This is a genomic window from Corynebacterium sp. KPL4035 (assembly GCF_037908325.1).
Lineage (GTDB): Bacteria > Actinomycetota > Actinomycetes > Mycobacteriales > Mycobacteriaceae > Corynebacterium > Corynebacterium kefirresidentii.
Map to the genome: position 1 here is coordinate 44,968 of NZ_JBBMGF010000006.1, position 22,142 is coordinate 67,109.

The window sequence follows — 22,142 nt, forward strand, 5'->3', positions numbered from 1 at the left end:
CTAAATCGCTGACTACTGTTTATACCGTTTGGAGAATCGAAGCTATCGTGACTGCCAACAACACTCAGGCCCATGAGCCCCTGCAGCGCATCCTGCTGCCTAAGCGCGGCGAACCCTTTGATGTGCGGATGCTCTACCTCATCGAGGCCGAGCAAAACCGCGAACGCCTCAGCTGGTTTAACCGCACCTCCGTCACCATTCCGGCCGGCGAGGAAGCATCTTTTGAAACCTACTTCAACGCCTTCCCAGCTTCCTACTGGCGCCGCTGGTCCCAGTTGCGCTCCGTGATCCTCAGCCTGGACATTGAGGGTCAAGCAAATATTTCCCTCTACCGCTCCAAGCAGGATGGCCAGCGCATTTCCGTGGCCAACCACCTGGTAGGCACCGGCCACCACGAGTTTGAGCTGCCGCTCAAGAACTTCGAGGACGGCGGCTGGCTGTGGTTCGATATCACCGCCGAGCAGGAAACCACGCTTGCCGACGCCGCCTGGTGCTCCCCCCACGCCCCCGGCCCGCAGGTGCTGCCGGACGGCACCGAGCAGCCGGCCCAAGACAAGCGCGTGGCGGTAGGCATTCCCACTTTCAACCGCCCGACCGATGCCGTAGCAGCCCTTAAGGCATTGGCCGAGGACCCAGTAGTCGATGAAATCATCGACTTCGTCCTCATGCCGGACCAAGGCAACCAGCACCCTGCTGATGAGCCAGGCTATGACGAGGCAGTCGCTCACTTTGGCGAGCGCTTCCGCGAGTTCCGCCAGGGCAACCTGGGCGGCTCCGGTGGCTACTCCCGCATTATGTACGAGGCGCTGGAAAATACCGATTCGCCCTTCATCCTTTATATGGACGATGACATCGCCATCGAACCGGATTCCGTGCTGCGCGCGGTGCAAGCGGCCCGTTACGCTGCCAAGCCGATTATCGTCGGTGGCCAAATGCTTAACCTGCAGGAGCGCTCCCAGCTGCGCACTACCGGCGAGCGCGTCAACCGTGCCGATTTCATGTGGGGTGCGGCACCGCACGCCGTCTACGACCACGACTTTGCCAAGTACCCGCTGCGCGCCATCGGTACCCGCGAAACTCACCTAGATCCCAAGAAGTACGATTCCCGCGCGCTGCACCGCCGCGTTGACGTGGAGTACAACGGCTGGTGGATGTGCCTCTTCCCGCGCATTGTGGCAGAAACCAACGGCCAGCCGCTGCCGCTCTTTATCAAGTGGGACGATACCGAGTATTCCCTGCGCGCGGCGCGCAATGGCTTCCCCACGGTGACCTGGCCAGGTGCCGCCATCTGGCACATGGCTTGGGCCGATAAGGATGATGCCATTGACTGGCAGGCCTATTTCCACTTGCGCAACCGCCTCATCGTTGCCGCGATGTACCACGAGGGACCGGCCAAGGGCATTACCAAGTCCATCTTCAAGTCCACCCTCAAGCACACCATGTGCATGGAATACTCCACCATGGCCATCCAGATTGAAGCTATGCGCGACTTCCTAGCGGGGCCGGACCATCTCTTTGACATCCTGGAGTCCTCGCTGCCGCGCATCGCGGAAATCCGCAAGAACTATTCCGATGCTGTTATTTTGGAATCCGCAGATGAGCTGCCCTCTCCCACCGGCGCGCCGGGTGTGCCTACGCGCAATATCGGCGGCCGCCTAGCCAAGATTAAGAAGATCCCGTGGGCCATCAAGGGCCTCAAGCACCTCGTGAGCAAGGAAGACGCTGCGCACCACGAGGCGCCTCAGCTTAACCTCACTCCGGACGAGGCCCGGTGGTTTACCCTTTCCCGCGTGGACTCTGCCACCGTCTCTACCGCAGGTGGCACCGGTGTGGCCTTCCGTAAGCGCGACCGCGACTTGGCCAAAGACCTCGTATCGCAGACCCGCGAGCTACTGAAGGAGATCGAGGAAAACTTCGATGACCTGCGCGCTGAATACCGTGCGGCGCAGCCGGAGCTGACCTCGCGCGAGTCCTGGAAGAAGGTCTTTGATGCCCAATAAACTTTCCGTAGCAGAATCGCGCGTCCTCGAATCCATCCAGGGTGCGGCCTTTGACGTGCCCGGCGTGCTTCCTACCGCCCGCGGGCTCAGCCACTGGGGCGAGCATGCCCTGGGCTGGATGGGCAGCGCTGCGGTAGGGGCGGGCGTCGACAAGCGCCGCCGCGAGGGCTGGATCCGGGTGGGCGCTGCTGCTTTTCTCGCGCACGCCGCTAGCGTGGTGCTCAAGCGCATCGTGCGCCGCAAGCGCCCCGATTATCCGTACGTGCGCGTGGGGGTAAAGACTCCCTCCAAGCTATCTTTTCCCAGTTCGCACGCGACCTCGACTACTGCATTCCTGGTGGCGGCGAGCCGCCTTAACGGCTGCAATGCGCCGCTTCTCGGCGTGCCAGTCATGATGGCATCGCGTATGGTCCTCGGAGTGCACTACCCAACAGATACGGCAGTGGGTGCGGCCATCGGCGCTGCTACCGCAGAGGTCGTGATGAAAGGAATGAAGCATGAGTGATGATGGAAACCAGCACTTTTTCCATTCGGAACCGCACACCTCTGGCGTAGATACCGGCCGCAAGCGCAAGCCGCCGAAGAATCTTGTCGATGGCATGATTAAGGCCCTGCGTCCCAAGCAGTGGGTCAAAAACGTCCTCGTGCTGGCGGCCCCCGCCGCGGCCGGCGCCGATGCCCTATTTCACGGCCGCGTGCTTGTCGATGTCCTCTTGGCCTTCGTCGTCTTCTGCCTCGGCGCTTCCTCCATCTACCTGATCAATGATGCGAAGGACTGGCGCGAGGATCAGGAGCATCCGACCAAACGCTTCCGCCCGATTGCCTCCGGCGTGCTGCCCATCAAGCTCGCCTATGTCATGGCCGTGGTGCTCATCTGCTTGTCCATCGGGCTATCCTTCCTTGCTACCGCTGGCCCGCAGCTGGCAATTGTGATGGCGATTTATATCGCGTTGCAATTGGGCTATTGCTTCGGTTGGAAGCACATGCCGGTGATTGATATCGCCCTGGTTTCCTCCGGCTTCATGCTGCGCACCATGGCCGGTGGCGTGGCTGCAGGCATCGAGCTTTCGCAGTGGTTCCTGCTGGTGGCGGCCTTTGGCTCGCTATTTATGGCCTCAGGCAAGCGCTACTCGGAGATCCTTCTTGTGGAGCAAACCGGCGCGAAAATCCGCAAGTCCCTGGAAGGTTATACGCCTACCTACCTGCGCTTCGTGTGGACGCTAGCCGCCACCGCGGTGGTTATCTGCTACACCCTCTGGGGCTTCGAGCTTGCTAACGATGCCCAGACCGGTGGCGTGTGGTACCAAGTCTCCATGGTGCCGTTTACCATCGCCATCTTGCGCTATGCGGCCGATGTGGACCGCGGCCAGGGTGGCGCTCCGGATGAGATTGCACTGGAGGACCGCACTTTGCAGGTTCTCGCTTTGGCTTGGCTCGCTTGCATCGCCATGGCGGTGTATATCATGCCGTTGTTCTAGACACAGCTGAATCGATATAGAAATTTTCCGCGGGGCTGATAAACTTTCTTCCCGTGCTTAACACCGACCACAAGAGTATCGCCCGCTGGAGTACCCCGGCGGTCATTCTTGTGATCGGTGTTTTATCTTTGTGGGGCGGTTTTGCGCGCCGCTGGATTTCCGATGACGGACTCATTGTCCTGCGCACCGTGCGCAACCTCGAAGCCGGAAATGGGCCCGTGTTCAATATGGGCGAACGCGTAGAGGCCAATACCTCCACGCTGTGGCAGTACCTCATTTTCTTGGTGCGCTGGGTGACCCACGCAAACCTAGAAGGCATCGCCATTTACTTGGGGCTCATTCTGGCGGTCGCGGCAATGGTAGTCGGTACGGGCGCTGCGGCAAGCATGCGCACTGGCGCCGTTCTTCCGGCCGGCGCGCTAGTGTATCTGGCCCTGCCGCCGGCCCGAGACTTTTTTACCTCTGGCCTGGAATGGGGCTTGTGCATCTTCTATCTCGCTATGCTGTGGCGGCTTTTGCTGCGTTGGACGCGCCCGCGCCGCCACTCTGGGAGCAATAGCGATGCCTATTGGCTCGCCTTCTGGGCCGGATTGTCCTGGCTGGTGCGCCCAGAGCTCGCTTTATACGGCGGTCTGGTGGGAATCGTGCTTCTTGTATCCCACCGCTCGTGGAAGATTCTTGCCGCCGCGGTGCCGCTGCCGTTGGCCTATGAGATTTTCCGCATGGGCTACTACGGTCTACTAACCCCGCACACGGCCGTAGCTAAGTCTGCGGCTGGGGCCGAATGGGGCAAGGGGTTTACCTACCTGGCGGATTTTGTCGGCCCATACTGGCTCTTCCTGCCGCTTATCGTGCTCGCCGTGGCAGGTCTATGGAAGGCAAATCTGCGCCCCACCGCGGTGCGTTCTACTGCCACCGCTATTTATCTCTTTGAAGGCACTGCGCTCATTCACACGCTCTACGTGCTGCGCGTGGGCGGAGATTTCATGCATGGTCGCATGCTTTTGCTCCCACTTTTTGCGGCACTGCTTCCCATTTTTGTGGTCAGCGTTCGAGTATGGATAGCCTCCGTGTTCTGTGCGGTATGGGCGCTAGTTATCGTTCTGCGCGGACATCCGGTGGACCGCAGCATCTACGAGGGCGAGATCTCCATCGTGGATGAGCGCGATTTCTGGACCAACGCGACCCAGCGTGAGAATCCTCCCAGGCGAGCCGAAGAATTCCTCGGCGCCAAGTTTATGGAGGACTACCACGAGGGTATCGACGAGCTGGAGGCTGGCGACGCCATGACCTTCCGCTATATCAAGGGGGAAGATAGGTTCTCGTGGACGGCGGCCCCCGCAGATCCCTCGCGCACCGACCCACCCACCGTTTACCTGCTCAATTTGGGCCTTTCTTCCATGAATGCACCGCTGGATATTCGCGTGCTGGACAATATTGGACTCAGCAATCCTTTGGCGGCGCGCCAGCCACGCATCGAGGGTGGGCGCATTGGGCACGACAAGAGCTTGGACATGTCATGGCAGGTGGCAGACTCTGCCGTCGATATTGACGAGGTTCCGGCGTGGATTGATAAGTACGAGGCTGCCAAGGCTCGCGCCGCTCTTGCCGACGCCGATTTTCAGAAACTCTTCGCTACCTACAGGGATCCTTTAACTTGGGACCGTTTCTGGAAAAATATTAAATTCTCCCTGACAGACGGGCGGACTCTAGCCTTCTCCTCGGATCCCTCGGATTACCTGCACTAATTCCTTCAAATGCAGACTTTAGGGCCAACCTAAGTTACACTAACCTGTGACATTGTTATCGATCCGTGACGTTAACGATATACAGGGTTCGGACGATAGAGCTTAGTGACAATCACCGAGTAGTTTGGAGGAGAAAGATGACTGCTTCCATCAAGGGTCGCGTCCTTTCAGTCATCATGGCAGTTGCCGTAGCTTTGGGCTTGGCCGTCGTGGCGGGCTCCCAGCCGGCCGAGGCAGCCAACCGCGACTGGCTGCGCCGTGACGCCACTGGTACGTGTGAGTGGGACAAGGTTGCCTGGTGGGTCCAGCGCTGTGACGTTTGGTCCCAGGCCATGGGCCGCACCATCCCGGTACAGATTCAGCCCGCAAAGCGCGGCGGCAATGCTGCCCTCTATTTGCTTGATGGTCTCCGTGCCACCGATCGCACCAACGCGTGGGTAAACGACGTCAATGCTGCAAGGACCTACGAGCCGCACAACATTACCTTGGCTATGCCGGTTGGCGGTGCCGCTTCCTTCTATGCTGATTGGCAGGGGCCTGCGACCTACGATCTATCAAACCCCGTTAATTATAAATGGGAGACGTTTCTGACCAGCGAACTCCCAGGCTATCTGGAGCGAAACTTCGGCGTTGCACGTAACAATAACTCTATTGCGGGTTTGTCGATGGGCGCTGGTGCCGCGCTAACCCTGGCAGCGAAGCACCCGAATCAATTCCGGCAAGCGCTGTCTTTTTCCGGTTTCTTGACTACCACTGTTCCGGGGGCACAGACGTTCATGCGTCTGGCTATGTTGGATGCTGGTGGCTTCAATATCAATGCAATGTACGGATCGCTGTTTAATCCGAAGCGTTTCCAAAACGATCCGCTGTTGCTGATCCCTCAATTGCGTAACACTAATCTATATATTTCTTCGGCCTCTGGTATTCCTGGTCCTGGGGACAGCCATTATCTGCCAGAGCATCAAGCCGCTGGGGCAGCCTTAGAGGTCGGGTCTAACGTGACTACTCACGTGTGGGAAGGTGCTGCGCGGCTGCAAGGTCTAAATCCGACTGTAAGCTACCCAGCCCAAGGCCTGCACAACTGGGAACAATTTGGTTATCAGCTTAATCGCTCTAAACCTCAAGTTCTGAACGTGATGAACGCGTGGTAGCGCAGTAGTTCATTTACTAGAGTTGGTTGTTTGAACAGTGTCCTTATAACTAAAGGCCGACAGCTAGAGTTGAAGATCGCAGTACAATCATGGTCTCGCTATATTGAATTGGTATGAATCTGAATGGCCCTACGGGGGTCGTCTCTTGCCACATCTGATTGAGTGGACACGGGTGTGGTTCTACGCGACTAGTCCGATTTTATTTGCGGTCATAGCCATCAAATTGATGGAGCAGTAATAGCACCACGAGTTCCGCCGTTTCGCCTTGTAGCGTGCGTACCAGATAAAAATTTCCTGTGGGATACGAGATGTTTTGAGGAGAACTTGGCTTAAGGGTCAAAATGTGTGTCTGGCTCGGCGTGTCGCTGGGATTGGATTTGGCCTTTTTGGATGCCGATTGAGTGGGTGTACTCGGTGTCGATACCGTTGTCGTAGAGGGCTGGTCGTCCTGTTTCGTGGTCGGCTTGGTTCTCGGTGTGGGTCAGGATGGATACTTTGGCGAGTTGGTCCTGGCCCCAGTGGGACTGCTTGGCGATGCGTAGTGGCTCGTCGGGCAGTTCTGCTTTTAGATAGAGCCACCACTCGAGCATTCGGCGTTGGCGTTCTCCGCGTCGTCCGCGGTTTGTTCTCGCTAGTAATTTCAACTGGGGGTTGATTCCGCCTTCGAGACTATTGGTGGTGGCTTATATTCGTGAGTATCAACGACTCCTTCAGGCGGGGTGAGGTAGACAAGCAGCAGGTCGCTACGCCAGGCTGTTGTAGGCCTTGCGCACGTTTGCATGGGCCAACGTATGCGTTCAATGGATTGTTTGGGGTCTTTGACGAGGGTCTTTTCCTCTAACCAGGTGCGGTAGACCGAGGCGAATCCATTCAGTTGTGCGCCCCATTGGCTGGCTTGGTCGATAGTGGTAATGCGTGTGAGTCTGGGTGCCAGTTGGTAGATGGGGCGCCCAGCATCAGTACGTGGACGTAAGGTGGTATAGCGGCGTACCACACGCTGAGCATGCACCAGGCAGCGTTGGATGACAGTGGTAGGCCAGCACTGTTTGATGGCGCTAGCAGCTCCTTGCTCGCCGTCAATGACGGCGATTGAAGGCGCTGATATTCGTTCCAATAACTGTGTGTAGGCATGGGTGGTTTCGCGCTTGCACCAGTGGCAGGCAATGACGTGGTCTAGGGTGCCGGCCACGATTAAACATCTGTTGGCGGTGTAGGTGCCGTCGATAAAGACTTGGTCATAGATCCGCCCGGTATGACCGACGATGAGGTCGAGAACATCTACAAGCCAGCACCAGCTAAAGCGTCGTTTCGTTGTTGAAGCACTGACACCATTTTGTGTAGCCAAAGCTTCCAGTGAAGTTGTGGAGATGCAATGTTCGATGAACTGGCTCAATGCGGCAGCTTTGGTGACATCTGGTCGGCTTTTATTGACTGAAACTCCGCAGGCCTTACACCGCCTTCGGGTAGTTCCTTTGCATTTGGTATCGCCGCCGCAGTGGCAACGTGGTCGATCCTTTGGCATTGGGCCACCAGACCACCGCCTACTACCACGGGTTGGCTACCACATCGTGGATTTCGCATCTGAAGCTCAGATATACGCCCGCGAAGCATATATCCTGCGAAACCCTACAGGTCAGAATCTAAAAATACTGATCTTAGGCATGCATTGTGACCCTCAACCCCCGTTTTATTCGAACAGCGTAAAGAGAGCGTCAAGGGAATTTTGGTATCAGTGGTAAAGCGCACTAGCAGTCAGTTAGCGCGTGTAGGTGCCATTCCGGTGCATTGAACGAAAAGCGGCCCTACTAAGGAGCAGTGCACCGCCAAAGCGATATTCCAATGTGTCAACTCGAATGCATGCTTACAAACTAGACACGCCTTCTGCTCAAAAGACGGAGGAATGTCCGAACGCTGGTCAAGCATTTATGGTTTGCATGTAGTGGAATCCGCGCAAATATAGTGCTCTAGTGCGAGGAGATTTAGCAAGTAATGGGGACACATTGGATACAGCGCAGAAAGGGATTTCTAAAAAAGTTACAAGCTATACAGAATATCCCTGAGGAACTTTGAGATGACGTGTAACAATTTAACGAAAGCTGAAGAACTATAAATAGTGCCACTGTGGTACTTTCAAGGATTAGCCAGTCAATTTTAACCTTGAGAAGAGGACCAATGAAGATACGAAAAATTTGCGGTGTAATAGTCGCGCTCGCCATCGGGGTATCAGGGGTGCCAATTGCACAGGCAGCCCCTTCTTTACCATCGTTACCTCAACAAGCGCCGACGCTTCCCCCGTTGCCGCAAATGCCACCGCTTCCCCCGTTGCCGCAAATGCCACCGCTTCCAGCGGCACCAAAAAACCTCCAACCAAAGCCTCAAGTGAACCAAAACGTTCGGGAAACCTATCTGAGCTTTGGCGACTCCGTAGCGGCCAACCCTACAGCACTAGACGTGGCGGTATACAAGACTAAAAAGAACGTCCCGAATCTTGAGTGGCCAACCATTCGCAATGGCTCCTGCGCACAGGATCCTAACAACTTTGCAGTTCAGGCTGCGAAGCGTACTGGCCTGCGCCTAGAGGACTATTCTTGTCCGGGAGCGACTGCATACGTCGAACCGCACGGAAATGATGCAATCCCACATGACACAGTTCGTCAGCAGGTTGAGCGAGCAATAGCGGATCGTAAGCTCGATGCGAATACGCGGCTGGTGACTATCAGTGCTGGAGTTAACGACACTTACCAGCCAAATAACTTGCCATCAATGACTACACAGCCCCAACGAATGGCTCGTTACGATGCGGCAATGACAGGTGCTATTAACCGTGTGAAAAGCGTCGCCCCCAACGCAAAAGTAATTCTTCTGGGAATCCCAGATGAAACAGATGGGCACAATCATACGTGTGGCTCCAATCTTCTAGGGGTTACCAGTCACTGGTATTTCCCACTTGTGGCCTATTACCAAGATGAAGTGCGAGAACAGCAACGATTGGCCGCTCTGCATACGGGAAGTGAGTTTCTGGATATGGTCGCCGAGATTTCCGTTCAAAGTGGCAAGAATGGGTGCTCTAATGATCCTGGACGTTATGGTGCCTCGATCTTTGACGATTCACCGCATAAGTTGGCCGGGCATCTCACTGATGCCGGGCACGGATATTATGGTAGGCGTATTGCCGAAACTTATCGCTAAGGCATCCAAATGGGTCAACAGGCAGGTGATGGAAATAGCCACTAATTCCTGTCTATGACTTTTACTAGAAGAGACGGCAATTTCGTCATTGACACAGAAAGAACGACGATATGACTCCTGAGTTTGTATTCACACTGGTCCAGAACTATCCGCTCACGACGCCGCTGGTTCATCTAACCGGTACATTGCGTTTAGACAATTTCTTGGACAGAACCTTGAATGCATGGCCGAGCATTCAACAAGTATTTCAATTATTTTAGAAGTACGCCTTCAAGAGCCATTTAACGTAGCTGTACAAATTCCTATCTGTAAGTCCAACAAGGACTTCAATCCGAGACGTATTACTGCGATGTGAATTCAAAGAAGGAGCTAATCTAGATGACTGGCACTATCACCAACGCCTCGAAAAATGACAATAACTCAACTTGTTTGGCGGAATTGCCAGGACCCAAGGTTTACCCGTTTGTCGGAACTGCATATTCGGTTGACCCTAATAACATTGTACAATCCGCAACTAAGCTTGCTAAAGAACATGGGCGATTTTATCGACAGGTAATCCCTGGGACAGAGCCTTTCTATGTAGTGAGCTCCTTCGCACTGGTGGATGAACTATCGGATGAATCCCGATTCCATAAATTAGTCCACCCTGCTCTGCAAGTAGTGCGTAATTTTGCGGGGAATGGACTGTTTACTTCTGAATATGATGATCCGGAGTGGGGCAAAGCCCACCGTATTCTCATGCCGGCGTTCAACCCGTTAGCGTTGCGGAGTATGTATGGTCAAATGACGGACATTGCGGACCAGTTAATGCTTAAGTGGTCCAGAAATTCTTCAGGAGCGGCAGTTGACGTTGCTAATGATTTCACTCGTTTGACTCTCGATACGATCGCGCTATGCTCGTTCAGCTATCGGTTTAACTCGTTTTACACCGAAGGTTTCCACCCGTTTGTCAATGCAATGGCAAGAGGCCTACATCATGCAGGCCGAAAGGCTCACGCACTTGAAATTCAAAAAAAGCTTGACTTTATTGGTCAACACCGATTCCAGGGGGACATTAAAACCATGGAAAATACGGTGGATGAGTTGATTTCAGAGCGGCGTCGGAATCCCAGCGCTGAGGGTGATGAAGATGTTCTCGACGTGATGATGAATGCTGAAGATCCTTCGACTGGTGAAAAGCTAAGCGATGAGAACCTCCGTTATCAGCTCATTACTTTTCTGATTGCAGGCCACGAGACTACCTCAGGACTTCTAAGTTTTGTGGTGTATGAGTTAATCAAGAATCCGGAAGTCCTTCAGAAAGCTCGAAAATTAACAGACAAGGTTTTGAATGGTCGCTTTCCTAAGTATGAAGATCTTAAGAATCTGGGATACATAGACCAGATCTTACGTGAAGGCTTGCGACTATACCCGACGGCACCAGCATATGCTGTGACACCTTATGAAACCACCACAATCGGCGAAAATGGAGGAACGGCTGGCGACCCTGTAACTGTTAATCCAGGCGACACTCTTCTTGTCCTTTTGGGACACATGCATCGTGATCCGGCTGTGTGGGATAGTCCTGAGGAATTTAGACCGGAGAGGTTTGAATTTGAGAGTGCAAAGAAAATTCCGCACAACGCCTGGAAGCCGTTTGGCAACGGCGAGCGATCCTGCTTAGGCCGTGCATTCGCCATGCAGGAAGCGACAATGGTTCTTGCTTTAATTATCCAACACTTCGATCTTGAATTCGCTGATCCTTCATACGAACTTACCATGTTGGATGGACTCACTTCGAAACCGAAAGATCTATTGATCAACATCGCTCCGCGAGAAAAGTTCCCGTACCGGGGTCGAGGCGGGGAGTCTGAGACCGAAGCAGGTGGGTCGATTTCCGGCGAGGAAAAGTTTGACAAGGTTGCGGTTGCCGAGCCAAACGGGCATAAGCTGCGGCTATTCGTCGGATCCAATGCTGGGACTTCTCGGAATCATGCGAAAAAACTGGAAGCGTTCGCTAATTCGCAAGGTTTTGAAACGGAGGTGGCTGACCTCGATGATGCAGTTGATGACCTGCACTCTGGAGACGTAGTAATAATTGCTACCAGCTCTTATGAGGGATTGCCGCCGGAGAATGCGAAGTCTTTTTTCAAGTGGCTGACCACTGGGGACTGTCCTGACTTAGGTGAAGTAAGCTTTGCCGTAATTGGTAGTGGTAATTCCGAATGGGCGGAAACGTTCCAACGCGTGCCGTCAGTCATCGATCAGGCTATGGAAGCGGCGGGGGCTAACCGGCTCGTCGATAGGGGAGCTGTAGATGTTCGCGGAGACTACCTCTCGGATTTCGCGGACTGGGAAAAGCAGCTTTGGCAGGCTATTGGAGATCATCTTTCGGTAGAAATTGACAGCCAAGACGAAGCGAATTCTGTTCAGATCCAGTACATGAGCGAAGGTCGAGCAGATGCCTTGTCGACCGATTCGGAGAGCGAATTTTTTGAGGCCGTAGTTCAAAGAGTTGTCAGGCTTTCAACCGCCGCAGATGGACCGATCAATGATAAGTACCGGGTGGATATAGAGCTACCTCAAGAAGTTAAGTATTCTACAGGTGACTATCTTGAAGTACTACCGCGAAATCCAGAGGTTTCAGTAAATCGAGTTTTGGATCGATTTAGACTGTCAAGCGAGGCCCGCATAAAGCTGAACGGCAAATCTACGATTCTTCCAGTCGGCCAAGTGATGACTCTTACTGAACTACTTACTAACTACGTTGAGCTTGCAACTCCAGTTAGTAAACAGCACATCGGCATCCTACAACGCAACTGTGTGTGCCCCCCGGAAAAGAAGGAATTGGAAATGCTCCTTGAACCGGCCACTTATGCTCAGTTGTTGAAGAATAGGACCTCATTGATAGACCTCCTCGAGAAGTATTCATCAATTGATTTGAGCTTTGAAGAGTATTTGTCCCTCCTCGAGCCAATGAAGCCCCGCCGCTACTCTATTTCCTCCTCCTCGTTGGCATCTACTAATCGGGTGTCCCTTACCTTCTCTAGGCTAGAGTCTCCAGCTTGGTCTGGAAGTGGAGTTTTTTCCGGTGTTGCCTCCAACTATCTAGCTGGACTAAAACCAGGGGCAAAGGTTTGCGTTTCCGTTGTTGGTGGAAACCCCCACTTCCGCGCCGATGACGTGGACAAACCAGTGGTGATGATCGGTGCGGGTACAGGGATCGCACCTTTGAGGGCGTTCATCGAGGAACGCGCGATTGAATCACGGAATAGTACGCGTGCTGTGGAACCTGTACTACTCTTTTTCGGATGCCACGGACCAGATTCGGATTACTTGTATCGTGAAGAATTGGAAGTCTGGGAGAAAGACGGTCTAGTCGACGTTAGGACAGCCTTTTCTAGGCATCCAGAAATGAATTCTTCCCAAAATGAAGTGAAGTACGTTCAAGACAAAGTATACGAGAATCGTCAGGAGGTAATGGACTATATTTCCAGGGGCGCGAGGGTCCTAGTTTGCGGAGATGCGACCAAGGTTGCGCCCTCGGTGCGTGAAGTCATGCGAACGATTGTTGGGGAACATCTCAACCTAGATGAAAGCGCTGCCGCCGCTGCAGTTGGAAAGATGGAACGAGAATCGTTTACCTATGTCACTGATGCATTTTCATAAAATTGCAACTAAGTAATTTAAGCCGTGAAAGGAAAACAATGTCAAAATACACACTGCAACCTAACACTCAGCATGGTGTTCCTAGGAAGGAAGTTGTTCGTCAGTTCCTTTACTTTCTTAACGTCATTCGGAAAAACAACATCTTTGAGTTCGGTTCGGCGCGGGAGGTAAGGTCCGACTTTGAGACTATTCGAAGGTTTGGGACGTTGGAAAGTGGCGCATTGGCGAATACAGCACGCCGTCACCCTGAACGTCTGGGCCTAGTTGATGACGACGGCGAGCTAACGTTTGGTGAGTGCTTCGAGCAAGTGACTCGACTAGCAACCGGACTTCTCAAAAACGGTGTGGAGGACGGAAGCAATGTAGCCGTCATGGCACTAAACGGGCGTGCTGCAATATTTCCGCTTTGCGCACGTCAGATGGCTGGCTACCATATTTTCATGATTAACGCCAATAGCTCTGGCCCCCAGATCGAGCGCGTGCTTGAGTTCCATGAAGTTAAAACCCTCATCGTGGACCAATGTTTCTACGAAGGGCTTACGGAGACTACTAAGAAGACGTGTCAGATCATTATTGGTCACGTGGAGGATAGCTCCTCCCTCCCTGAGGGTGTCCTTACTATGGAGGGAGTCATAGAAGCCGGCAGTCCTAATTTGAACCTCCTGCCCAAAAAGCCTACGAAGTCTCAGCATGTCGTGATGACCTCGGGTACCACAGGAATGCCGAAGGGAGTTGTACGCCGCCAGCTTAAGTCGCCTCAGGGTATTGGACCGATTTTGGGCGCTATCCCATGGCGCCGAGATATGTCTGTCCTTCTTACAGGCGTACTATTTCACTTCTACGGCTGGGGTAATATGCTGTTGTGCTTATTTACCGGTTCGACGATCATTACTCAACGCAATTTCGATTCAGCGAAAGCACTTGAACAAGTGGAACGGTATGGTGTGGATGCGTGGATCAGCTCCGCCTCTCGGCTTCGCGGGATGATAGGTTATTTGGATAAGAACGGTATTGACCGCGTGCCTGGCCTTGAGTTTGTAACGTCCTCAGGTAGCCTCCTCACCCCTTACGAGGTGCAAAAAGTAAATCAAAAGTTCGGCCCCATTTTCCACAATTGCTACGGTTCCACTGAAACTTCTGGTCTTGCGATTTCGGCAGCCGAAGACTTGGCGGCAGACCCAACGTTGACTGGTACTATTCACCCAGGCTCAATGATTGAGATACGAAACGATGACGGTCAAGTGGTTCCCGACGGCGAAGTAGGGGAGATTTTCGCCGGTGCCTACGACATGTTTGCCGGATATACCGATCCATCAATTGATATTAAAACTCAAAATGGGCTACTGCGTATGGGTGATCGCGGCTATAAGAAGGGAAATAAGCTATACGTGGGCGGGCGTGCGGACGACCTAGTAATTACGCAGTATGGTGAGAAGATTTTCCCTTCTGAGCTAGAGGACTTACTGATCCGAGACAGTCGTGTCGCAGAGGTACATGTACACGGCGTTCAAGATCCTGACTTTGGCCAGGCTCTCCGTGCCTACATCATTCGGGAAGACGGCGTGAATTCGGAGGAGCTTACAGAAGATGAAGTTCGCCGGCTAGTCCGCGAGGGCTTGTCCGACGCGCACACTCCTCGCGACGTGTTTTTCGTTACTGATCTTCCTCGCAACCCAATGGGTAAGGTTATACGCCCTGAGCTTCCTGGCAAGTCGACAGCCTAGAGAGTTCAATTCGTCTGTGTAGGATGAGATTTTTCTAAGCCTATTCTCCCCTCTGCTTGCCTTCTGATATGAACTGGTCCCCAAAAGTTGGGCTGGTTTAATTCTAGGTGGTTAGACGTTCAAGGGCTTGATTCCGATAGTGCATCGGGGTCAGGCCCTTTAGTCGTTGTTGGATGGGTTCGGTTTTGTACCACTGGATGTAATCTTCGATAGCATGGGTGAGTTCCTCGACGTTGCTAAAATCTTCTCCGTGGTACATCTCGGTTTTAAGTGTCCGAAAGGTTGACCATTACTGCGTTGTCGTCACAGTTGGCTTTACGCGACACTGACTGAACACCGCCGTTGTCGTGAATCAAAGTACGCCAGGTCGACTGCTGGTATTGGAAGCCTTGGTATAGGTGTGCATCACCCACCCAGGCTTCGGCGCACAAGCCGCAATCGCTTTTGTCAATGAATTTGGCGATAAACTCTATCGACGGTGATGGCGACACGGTGTGAGCGACAATACAGCGGTCGAAGAGATCCATTACCGGTGACAAATACACTTTGCGGCCTGCAACCCTAAACTCGGCAACCTCACGCTTTGAAGGCCTTTCACAAGACATAGCTTGCCATGGAGCAAGACTCGACCAAACAAAACAAGGACTGGATCAACGCGAACACCAACATGTTGAGCTGCAGCCTAGTAACCATAACTCGGGCCGCCAATTCTCCCGCTGCGCCACTGACAACGAACTACGTGCGCGAATACAACTGCTCCCCACTAGAGTAGGTAATTGATTTCTCAGGCGAAGTAATGGGGAGCAGTACAATACGGAAAGGCTGGGGGCTTCAGTTGGGAATACTTCTGAATGCCCGGGTGGTGGAAAATTATATAGTGGGGTCACTCTACAACCAGCTAAAACTACGAGCAATCTAGCAAGTTGCTCAAATTTTTCGAGATGCCGCCAAGATTAACCAGAGCGACTAAACTACACTTCTTCAACATAACTGAGTGGGGACCGTTGCTTGACGAGGGATTCGGTGGATTTCTCTTTCGACTGCTATCCACTGGTTGTTAAATTGAACAATTCATTGCTTAAAGGGGTATTTTTGACCCCGTACTCATATCACTATATGAGAAAGCCTGGAATGCTTGGGGCTAAGCATCAATCAACGCCGATGCAAGCTGCTACTCTGAAGAGCCCTGAAATGCCCGCATCCCCAAACGTTCTATCTTCTTTGCTTTGTGACGAAGAAGGCTGCCGATTTTGAGAAGAACTCCCTTTTCATGTTTAGCTTAGCTACTTCTTTACGGGGTACGTCAAGTTTGGCGTGCTTGTCAATATCCAGGTCTCGCTAACTTGGCTGTCCATCGCTAGAGGAGGACCTCTGAGACCCGAGTTGGTTGATTGGCGTAGACTTCGTGAAGCTAGGCACCGTAAAATCCTTTCTCGCCTAGCTACACGAATGCCGCGGCCGCATTAACGCGTTTTGTAAACAGTCACCGCACAAAGGTCTCCGGCAGACGCATGAACGACCAGATAACCGCGCTCGGTGTTTACAAACTGAGGAAATCACGAGCCTCCGAACTACCTAAGGCCCGAATTGCTCGACTACCTGGGCCAGAAGCCACTGAAATTTTCAACTGCTCCGCTCGGGCAGGAGATTAGCGAACCTTGCGGGCGATTTCTTGTGCCATGTGTTGTTGGCCTAATGCGGTGGGATGAGCGATTAGATTGCCCTCGGGAAGCCCGTGGAAGTTGGAGTTTCGTTGATGCGGCGGTTTGCACCAACCTTCATCGTCATTTGGGGGGGGCTGATGTAAGTCGTGTGTGACTCCAAAGCTGCTTGTTTAAGCGTATAGTTCACCTTAGTGAGAAAGCTTTCAATGTATCGTCGATCGCTTAGGGAGAGAAAGCCACTTTCTGGGCACGTGTGCTCTGGGGTCGCGGCTGTGTAGTAACCTGTGAAGAATATTTGGGCTGCCGGTGCGCGTCTCTTTACATCGTTGGCTATATCGATCAGTCGCTGTTTAAGATTCCTGCCAGTGAAATCGGGGTTGTAGATACTTCCATCTGTTACAGGCTCGGCGAGGGGCGCGCACTCGGGTAGTCCGGGAATTTGAACGTGGGGTGCGCAACTAGCAAAAAGGGCGGCTAGGCCTGCGTCGTTTCCCCCGAGACTAATGGTGACTATTTTTGTGTCGGGGGTGAGATGTTGCTTCTGAGGACTTGGAGCGGTGAGGGGCAGAGCGTGATGTTGAGGGTTGTCATATTGGTAGGTAAACGCCCAAGCGCAGGTGGCATCGTCGAGCTGGAGGTTGAGGAGCTCAGCTAGTCGGTGGGGGTAGTTGTCTCGGTCTCTGACGCAGGCCGGGGTGCTCCCCGGAGCAGGCCGTGTGATTGTGCCCGTGGAGGCGTAGGAGTCCCCGAGTGCTACGTATTTGTCTCCTGGTCGGAGGGCTTGAGCGGAGGGTGCTAGGGCCGTGGTTGTAAGTATTGCGGTTAAAAGTGCGGCAGTGATTTTTTGGGCGTGCAAGAGTCTATCCAATGTACTAGGGAAGAAAAGCCTAGGCCTTTGATTGTTTACTCGGAACTGGCGGCATGGGGCTATTTTGCAATGTTTCGCCCAATGAAACGGCCATATTCGTGTGTGCCGTGGGCATTGAGGTGGAAAGGCAGGTTTCCTGGTGCTGGTGGCATGATGTCGACGAGATTTACCCACCATCGGTCTGGGGAGCAGGCGTCGTGTCCTTGGGACATCGGCCATGCGTCGAGGAAGGTAGCGTTGTTTTGTTGCGTGACTTCACGGAGTGTGTTTTGGAGGCGCTGTTCGGTGCCAGCGGTACTACCGGCTGGGATGGGTAGTGGGTTTGATGACCCCAAGCCACTGTTGTAGCAGGACATGTTATTGAAAGATACATGTGGGTAGCCGACAACAATGACTTTAGCATTTGGTGAATGGTGATGTGCTACGCTAATGGCGTTACGCAGACCGCTTCGGATTGCGCGTTCCGAAGCAGCAACATCAGACCCGTATGGGTATGTATCGTTGGCGCCTGCGACAATGACTACGTTTTTGGTCTGTGGGTTGAGATCGCCGCGTTGTGCTGCAGTTCGAAGCGCGTCTTCAATGTGTATACCGCCAGTTGCGAAAGAGGCGCCTGCGCATTGGTACTGATCGACGTGGGCGCCCCCAGAAGCGATGGCTATTTCATTGGCAATGGAGCCGTCGGTGACGCAGCCTACTCCAGTATTTGTCTTGACTTTGGCTTTATTTTGCAAGAAATCGGTGAGCGTTGGGTTTGCTACCACGCTGTCTCCGGTGAGGACAGTGTTGCCTGGTACTGCGGCTGTTGCAGTGATATTTCCGGACATGAGAGCTGCGGCTGCGATGGAAGTTGCAACCATTTTAGTGTGGAGTCGCATTCTTAGGTTCTTCCTGGGATTGTCGTCTGGTTAACGCTTTTGAAGTTCGCTGGTGATGATTCTGGCCATTCCGTCGTGTCCGATATCTGTCGGGTGCATAGGCATGACGGAAGGTGCTGCTTGAGTTTTCAACGCTACAGTCCAACGCTGAGTGGCGTTAGGTTGGCAAGTGTCGTGGGTCTTGGCCTGGTCATAGAGGTTGATGAAGTTGGCTCCTAAAGCTTGTGCTGCGCGTCCGATTTCACGGTTGAATTCGGCTTCCGCATTAGTAGCACCTGGGAAGGAGATAGGCACAACTCTGATGCCATCGTTAATCGCGCACAGCGTGTCATTTACAGTCATTGGCAGGTAGTTGACCATAGTGATCCGCGCTTTGGGGGCAACTCAGCGGATTTTGTCGAACTCTGAGCTGAGTAGCGCTCGATAGTTGGATCCTTTAGGAATGTTTGGGAGGGTGGAGTTGGCTAGGGCATCTATATGAGTGTCTGGCTGAACTCCTCCGTACATGAAGACGACTTCTTTAGTGTTGTGTCCGATATTACCGGTACGAATCGCGTCATTTACGTAGGCGTCCACCCAGTAGCTGGTTCCGTTGCAGGAGTAATCTGCGAGGGTGTAGTGGAAGTTATCGGCGGTTTGATGTGCCCAGTTCCGTTTGTCATTAAAGCAGGGGTGGATTTGGATGTAGGGCTTGTAGGGGCTTGTAGATGCGCGGCTACCAGGTGCTCCGCCGTTGGCGGTAATAGAATCACCGAAGGTTACCATTTCCTGCCCTTGGCTTGCGTTGGCAGTTTGGGCGAGGGAGAAACTCGCGGTGAGGGCGATGAAGCCGGCAGTTATCCTGTTTTTTATATTTTTCATGGTCTTAGGGATCGGGAACAATAGGAGTGTGTGAGGTTTGCTCATCACCCTGACAAACGTAGTGCTTATACAGGGAAAATCCAATTCTGAGGGGCGGTAATTCCTGTTATGGGGGTGAAAATTGGTAGCCGTGTGAGCTTAGAGGCTCTTGAATCCGAGTCTGTGAAAGTATCATTTTTCCGTTTGTGACAAGTGCGAGTTTCCCAGCCTAAGTGTTTTGAAACAGTAACGCGTGAATAGGCGCTGATGCACCGGTGTATATTTAACTAGCAGAGGGAATAGGTGCAGCGGGAGTGCGCGAACGCTATGAAATACTGCAACGTCGCGTATAGAAAACCGGTTTTCCGCTGACTTGCAACCGTCGTCCGAAACGATGGCCGTACGGCCACTGACAGCCAGTCAGAGGAGGGGGAATTAAAGAGCGGCTCAAACGCATCGCATTGGGGAGGAGATCGACAGGGAGGACTGTCCGAATGGTGCCTCCCCTCGAAAACGCGATTGTCTAACGACTTGATCCAGTTCGACATGAAGTAGAGTTTTGGAAAAGAAAACTGGTTAAAGTCGACAATCTTCTACGTCCATGCTGTACTAACCGATTGCTTCGCTTTTCATAAGATCTGAAAGAACCTATGGCCTAGCAATAGGCGCCCAACCTGTAGCACGCCAATCAAGAGGACGCTTTCCCTAAAACTAGATGATAAAAGATTGCGGGTGGGAACGGACTTATAAGTCCGTTCCCACCCGCAATCTTTTGGGAGGCGCATGCCTAAACTAGTGCCGTGCTGCAGGAGCTTTCAATATCACTAGCATGTAGTAGGGTGCCGAGTGTTAAATGGGGGGTAACCGCCCAAAACACTGCCTAGTGCGCTGAGATCCAATTCGGAAGACTGAAAGTCGTTCAGTAGCTCGGAAGAGCCAGTCTCGTTGAGGAAATTCGAGGAACCCAAGTCGCCGAAAGAGGAACCGCCAACCTCAAGGTTAACCTCTTCTGGGTAAGTCGGAGACGACATTGGTGGAAGCTCCGGGAGGTTTACTTCCGGCAAAGATATGTTCGGGAGCTTAATTTCTGGGAAGTTTCCTCCAGAAATGTGAACTAGAAGGTCTTTAATGGGACCAGAAACGATTTCGTTGATTTGAAGCAGTACGGCCATAGCCATTCCTTCAATCGTGGGGATAGTACTGGGTGGTACGTTCACAGGTGTCACAAAAGGGGTGCAACAGCTACGTCTCAAATGTTATTTGCGTCAGTACAGGTTCCGAGAAGCTACGTGGGCTGTTTCTTAGTGGCATTTAAGCCGGACATAGGTGTTGGATCTGGATGGGGGGGGGCATTGGCCTGTCTCTTGGCATCAAATAATCATTAAATAAACAATCCTTAAATTATTCGTTTACTGGGGTTTCGGGGAGTTGTAAATTCTGCGTAACTAGCCCAATCTAGAGCCGATTTCGTCGCTCCATAAGCTTGCGTGGGTTGTGATCCGCGACTATACAGGGGCCCATGTTCGCTATTGAGAATCCAAGCACAGGCAAGAGTGAAGACAAGTTTGAACGCATCGATGATTCGCAGCGCGATGACATCCTAGACCGTTCCACCGCGGCCTACGATGCATGGCGTAGTACTCGCATCGAGGAGCGTGCCGCGGTTTTGTCCCGCGCTGCAGACCTTTATGAAGAGCGCATCGATGAGTTGGCAGACCACATCGGTCGTGAAATGGGCAAGCTGACCCGTTGGGCAAAGGCTGAAGTGCAGATTGTTGCCGATATCTATCGCTACTATGCCGAGCATGCGCACGAGCTGCTCGCAGATGAGTACCTGCCGGCTCAGAACGCGCACAAGACCGTGGTACGCAAGGAGCCGATTGGCCCATTGTTGGGCATTATGCCGTGGAACTTCCCGTACTACCAGGTAGCCCGCTTCGCAGCTCCTAACCTGCTGCTGGGTAACACCATCGTGCTCAAGCACGCTTCCATCTGTCCGCTGTCTTCCCAGGCATGTCAGGACATCTTGGAAGAAGCTGGTCTGCCGAAGGATGCGTATATCAACATTTATGCTTCCGGTTCCCAGATGGATGCTTTTGTAGCGGATAAGCGCATCAAGGGCGTTTCTTTGACCGGCTCCGAGGGTGCAGGCTCTGCCGTTGCTAAGACCGCTGGTGAAAATTACAAGAAGTCCGTGCTGGAGCTGGGTGGCAATGACCCATTCCTGGTTATCGATGATGAGAATCTGGAGTGGGTATTGGATCAGTACAACCTGATTCGCATGTATAACACCGGCCAGGCCTGCAATGCGCCGAAGCGCCTTATCGTTCTAGAGGACTTCTATGACCGCAGTGTGGAGTACCTGGAAAAGAAGATCGGGGACATGAAGGTCGGTACTTATGATGAGGAGAATGCCGATATCGGTCCGCTGTCTTCCATCGGCGCCCGCGATGAGATTGTGGAGCGCCTCGAAAAGGCCGCGGCCAACGGCGACGCCAAGATTCGCGTAGGCGGCAAGAAGATCGATCGCGAGGGCGCCTACATGGAGCCTACCCTGCTTACCGACGTCGACCCATCCGCCGACGTAGGCTGCAACGAGATCTTCGGCCCAGTGGCGATTGTGTACAAGGCCAAGGACGTCGAAGAGGCCATCGAGATTGCCAATAACTCTGAGTACGGTCTGTCTAGCTCCGTGTGGGGCACTGACTTGGATGCTGCGTTTGAAGTAGCCAACCAGCTCAACGATGGCATGACGTTTGTTAACGAGGCGTCGGTAACCGCAGCAGGCCTGCCATTCGGCGGCGTGAATCGCTCCGGCTATGGCCGCGAGTTGGCGCGCTGGGGCGTAGGCGAGTTCGTCAACGAGCACCTGTACCGCGTGAGCGGACAGGATAATCCGGGTAATTCCCCGGCAATGTAGCGGCGTGTCTGTCTAGCGTAAGTCTCAAGTTCAA

14 protein-coding genes and 1 pseudogene are annotated in these 22,142 nt (G+C 53.2%); 9 read left to right on the forward strand and 6 right to left on the reverse strand.

Annotated features, from left to right (window positions below):
• Nucleotides 1-47: 47 nt before the first annotated feature.
• The 5 genes from WMP96_RS06975 to WMP96_RS06995 all read left to right on the forward strand — a co-directional run bounded on the left by WMP96_RS06975 (nt 48) and on the right by WMP96_RS06995 (nt 6,377).
• Nucleotides 48-2,000 (forward strand): glycosyltransferase, encoded by a 1,953-nt coding sequence (locus tag WMP96_RS06975; RefSeq protein ID WP_301716227.1) that lies wholly within the window; start codon nt 48-50, stop codon nt 1,998-2,000.
• Entirely contained in the window at nt 1,990-2,505 is a 516-nt protein-coding gene (locus WMP96_RS06980) for a phosphatase PAP2 family protein (protein ID WP_301716228.1), read from the forward strand. Before WMP96_RS06975 ends, WMP96_RS06980 begins: the two co-directional genes overlap by 11 nt.
• Complete coding sequence (locus WMP96_RS06985; protein WP_023020079.1) at nt 2,498-3,478, forward strand: decaprenyl-phosphate phosphoribosyltransferase; 981 nt, start codon at nt 2,498-2,500, stop codon at nt 3,476-3,478. The genes WMP96_RS06980 and WMP96_RS06985 overlap by 8 nt, the downstream gene beginning before the upstream one ends.
• 53 nt (nt 3,479-3,531) lie before the next feature.
• Complete coding sequence (locus WMP96_RS06990; protein WP_301716229.1) at nt 3,532-5,226, forward strand: hypothetical protein; 1,695 nt, start codon at nt 3,532-3,534, stop codon at nt 5,224-5,226.
• 137 nt (nt 5,227-5,363) lie between these two features.
• Nucleotides 5,364-6,377, forward strand: a complete 1,014-nt coding sequence (locus WMP96_RS06995) for an alpha/beta hydrolase (RefSeq protein ID WP_023020077.1) — start codon at nt 5,364-5,366, stop codon at nt 6,375-6,377.
• A gap of 329 nt (nt 6,378-6,706) precedes the next feature.
• Here the strand turns inward: WMP96_RS06995 and WMP96_RS07000 are convergent.
• Nucleotides 6,707-7,899, reverse strand: a pseudogene (locus WMP96_RS07000) (IS1249 family transposase).
• Nucleotides 7,900-8,756: 857 nt separating this feature from the next.
• Here WMP96_RS07000 and WMP96_RS07005 point away from each other — a divergent pair.
• From WMP96_RS07005 to WMP96_RS07015, 3 genes are all read left to right on the forward strand, one after another.
• A complete protein-coding gene (locus tag WMP96_RS07005) occupies nt 8,757-9,566 on the forward strand; it encodes a GDSL-type esterase/lipase family protein (protein ID WP_198010439.1) in 810 nt (269 codons plus the stop codon).
• A 378-nt stretch (nt 9,567-9,944) separates the two neighbouring features.
• Nucleotides 9,945-13,214 (forward strand): cytochrome P450, encoded by a 3,270-nt coding sequence (locus WMP96_RS07010; protein WP_340432585.1) that lies wholly within the window; start codon nt 9,945-9,947, stop codon nt 13,212-13,214.
• A gap of 38 nt (nt 13,215-13,252) precedes the next feature.
• Nucleotides 13,253-14,938, forward strand: a complete 1,686-nt coding sequence (locus WMP96_RS07015; protein WP_340432587.1) for an AMP-binding protein — start codon at nt 13,253-13,255, stop codon at nt 14,936-14,938.
• Nucleotides 14,939-15,041: 103 nt separating this feature from the next.
• Here the strand turns inward: WMP96_RS07015 and WMP96_RS07020 are convergent, their stop codons facing one another.
• The 5 genes from WMP96_RS07020 to WMP96_RS07035 form a co-directional block, all read right to left on the reverse strand.
• Nucleotides 15,042-15,197, reverse strand: a complete 156-nt coding sequence (locus WMP96_RS07020) for an IS3 family transposase (RefSeq protein WP_234288152.1) — start codon at nt 15,195-15,197, stop codon at nt 15,042-15,044.
• A gap of 1,454 nt (nt 15,198-16,651) precedes the next feature.
• Complete coding sequence (locus WMP96_RS11745; protein WP_445292945.1) at nt 16,652-17,647, reverse strand: GDSL-type esterase/lipase family protein; 996 nt, start codon at nt 17,645-17,647, stop codon at nt 16,652-16,654.
• On the reverse strand, nt 17,530-18,330 hold the full coding sequence (locus tag WMP96_RS07025; RefSeq protein WP_301716233.1) for a GDSL-type esterase/lipase family protein: 801 nt from the start codon (nt 18,328-18,330) through the stop codon (nt 17,530-17,532). The genes WMP96_RS11745 and WMP96_RS07025 overlap by 118 nt, the downstream gene beginning before the upstream one ends.
• Nucleotides 18,331-18,378: 48 nt before the next feature.
• The gene (locus WMP96_RS07030) at nt 18,379-18,690 is read right to left on the reverse strand and encodes a hypothetical protein (RefSeq protein WP_301716234.1); all 312 of its coding nucleotides are present in this window, start codon (nt 18,688-18,690) and stop codon (nt 18,379-18,381) included.
• Nucleotides 18,691-18,732: 42 nt separating this feature from the next.
• Complete coding sequence (locus tag WMP96_RS07035; RefSeq protein ID WP_301716235.1) at nt 18,733-19,257, reverse strand: hypothetical protein; 525 nt, start codon at nt 19,255-19,257, stop codon at nt 18,733-18,735.
• A 1,450-nt stretch (nt 19,258-20,707) separates the two neighbouring features.
• Between WMP96_RS07035 and WMP96_RS07040 the strand changes: the two genes are divergently transcribed.
• A complete protein-coding gene (locus WMP96_RS07040; RefSeq protein WP_301716237.1) occupies nt 20,708-22,108 on the forward strand; it encodes an NAD-dependent succinate-semialdehyde dehydrogenase in 1,401 nt (466 codons plus the stop codon).
• Nucleotides 22,109-22,142: the final 34 nt, after the last annotated feature.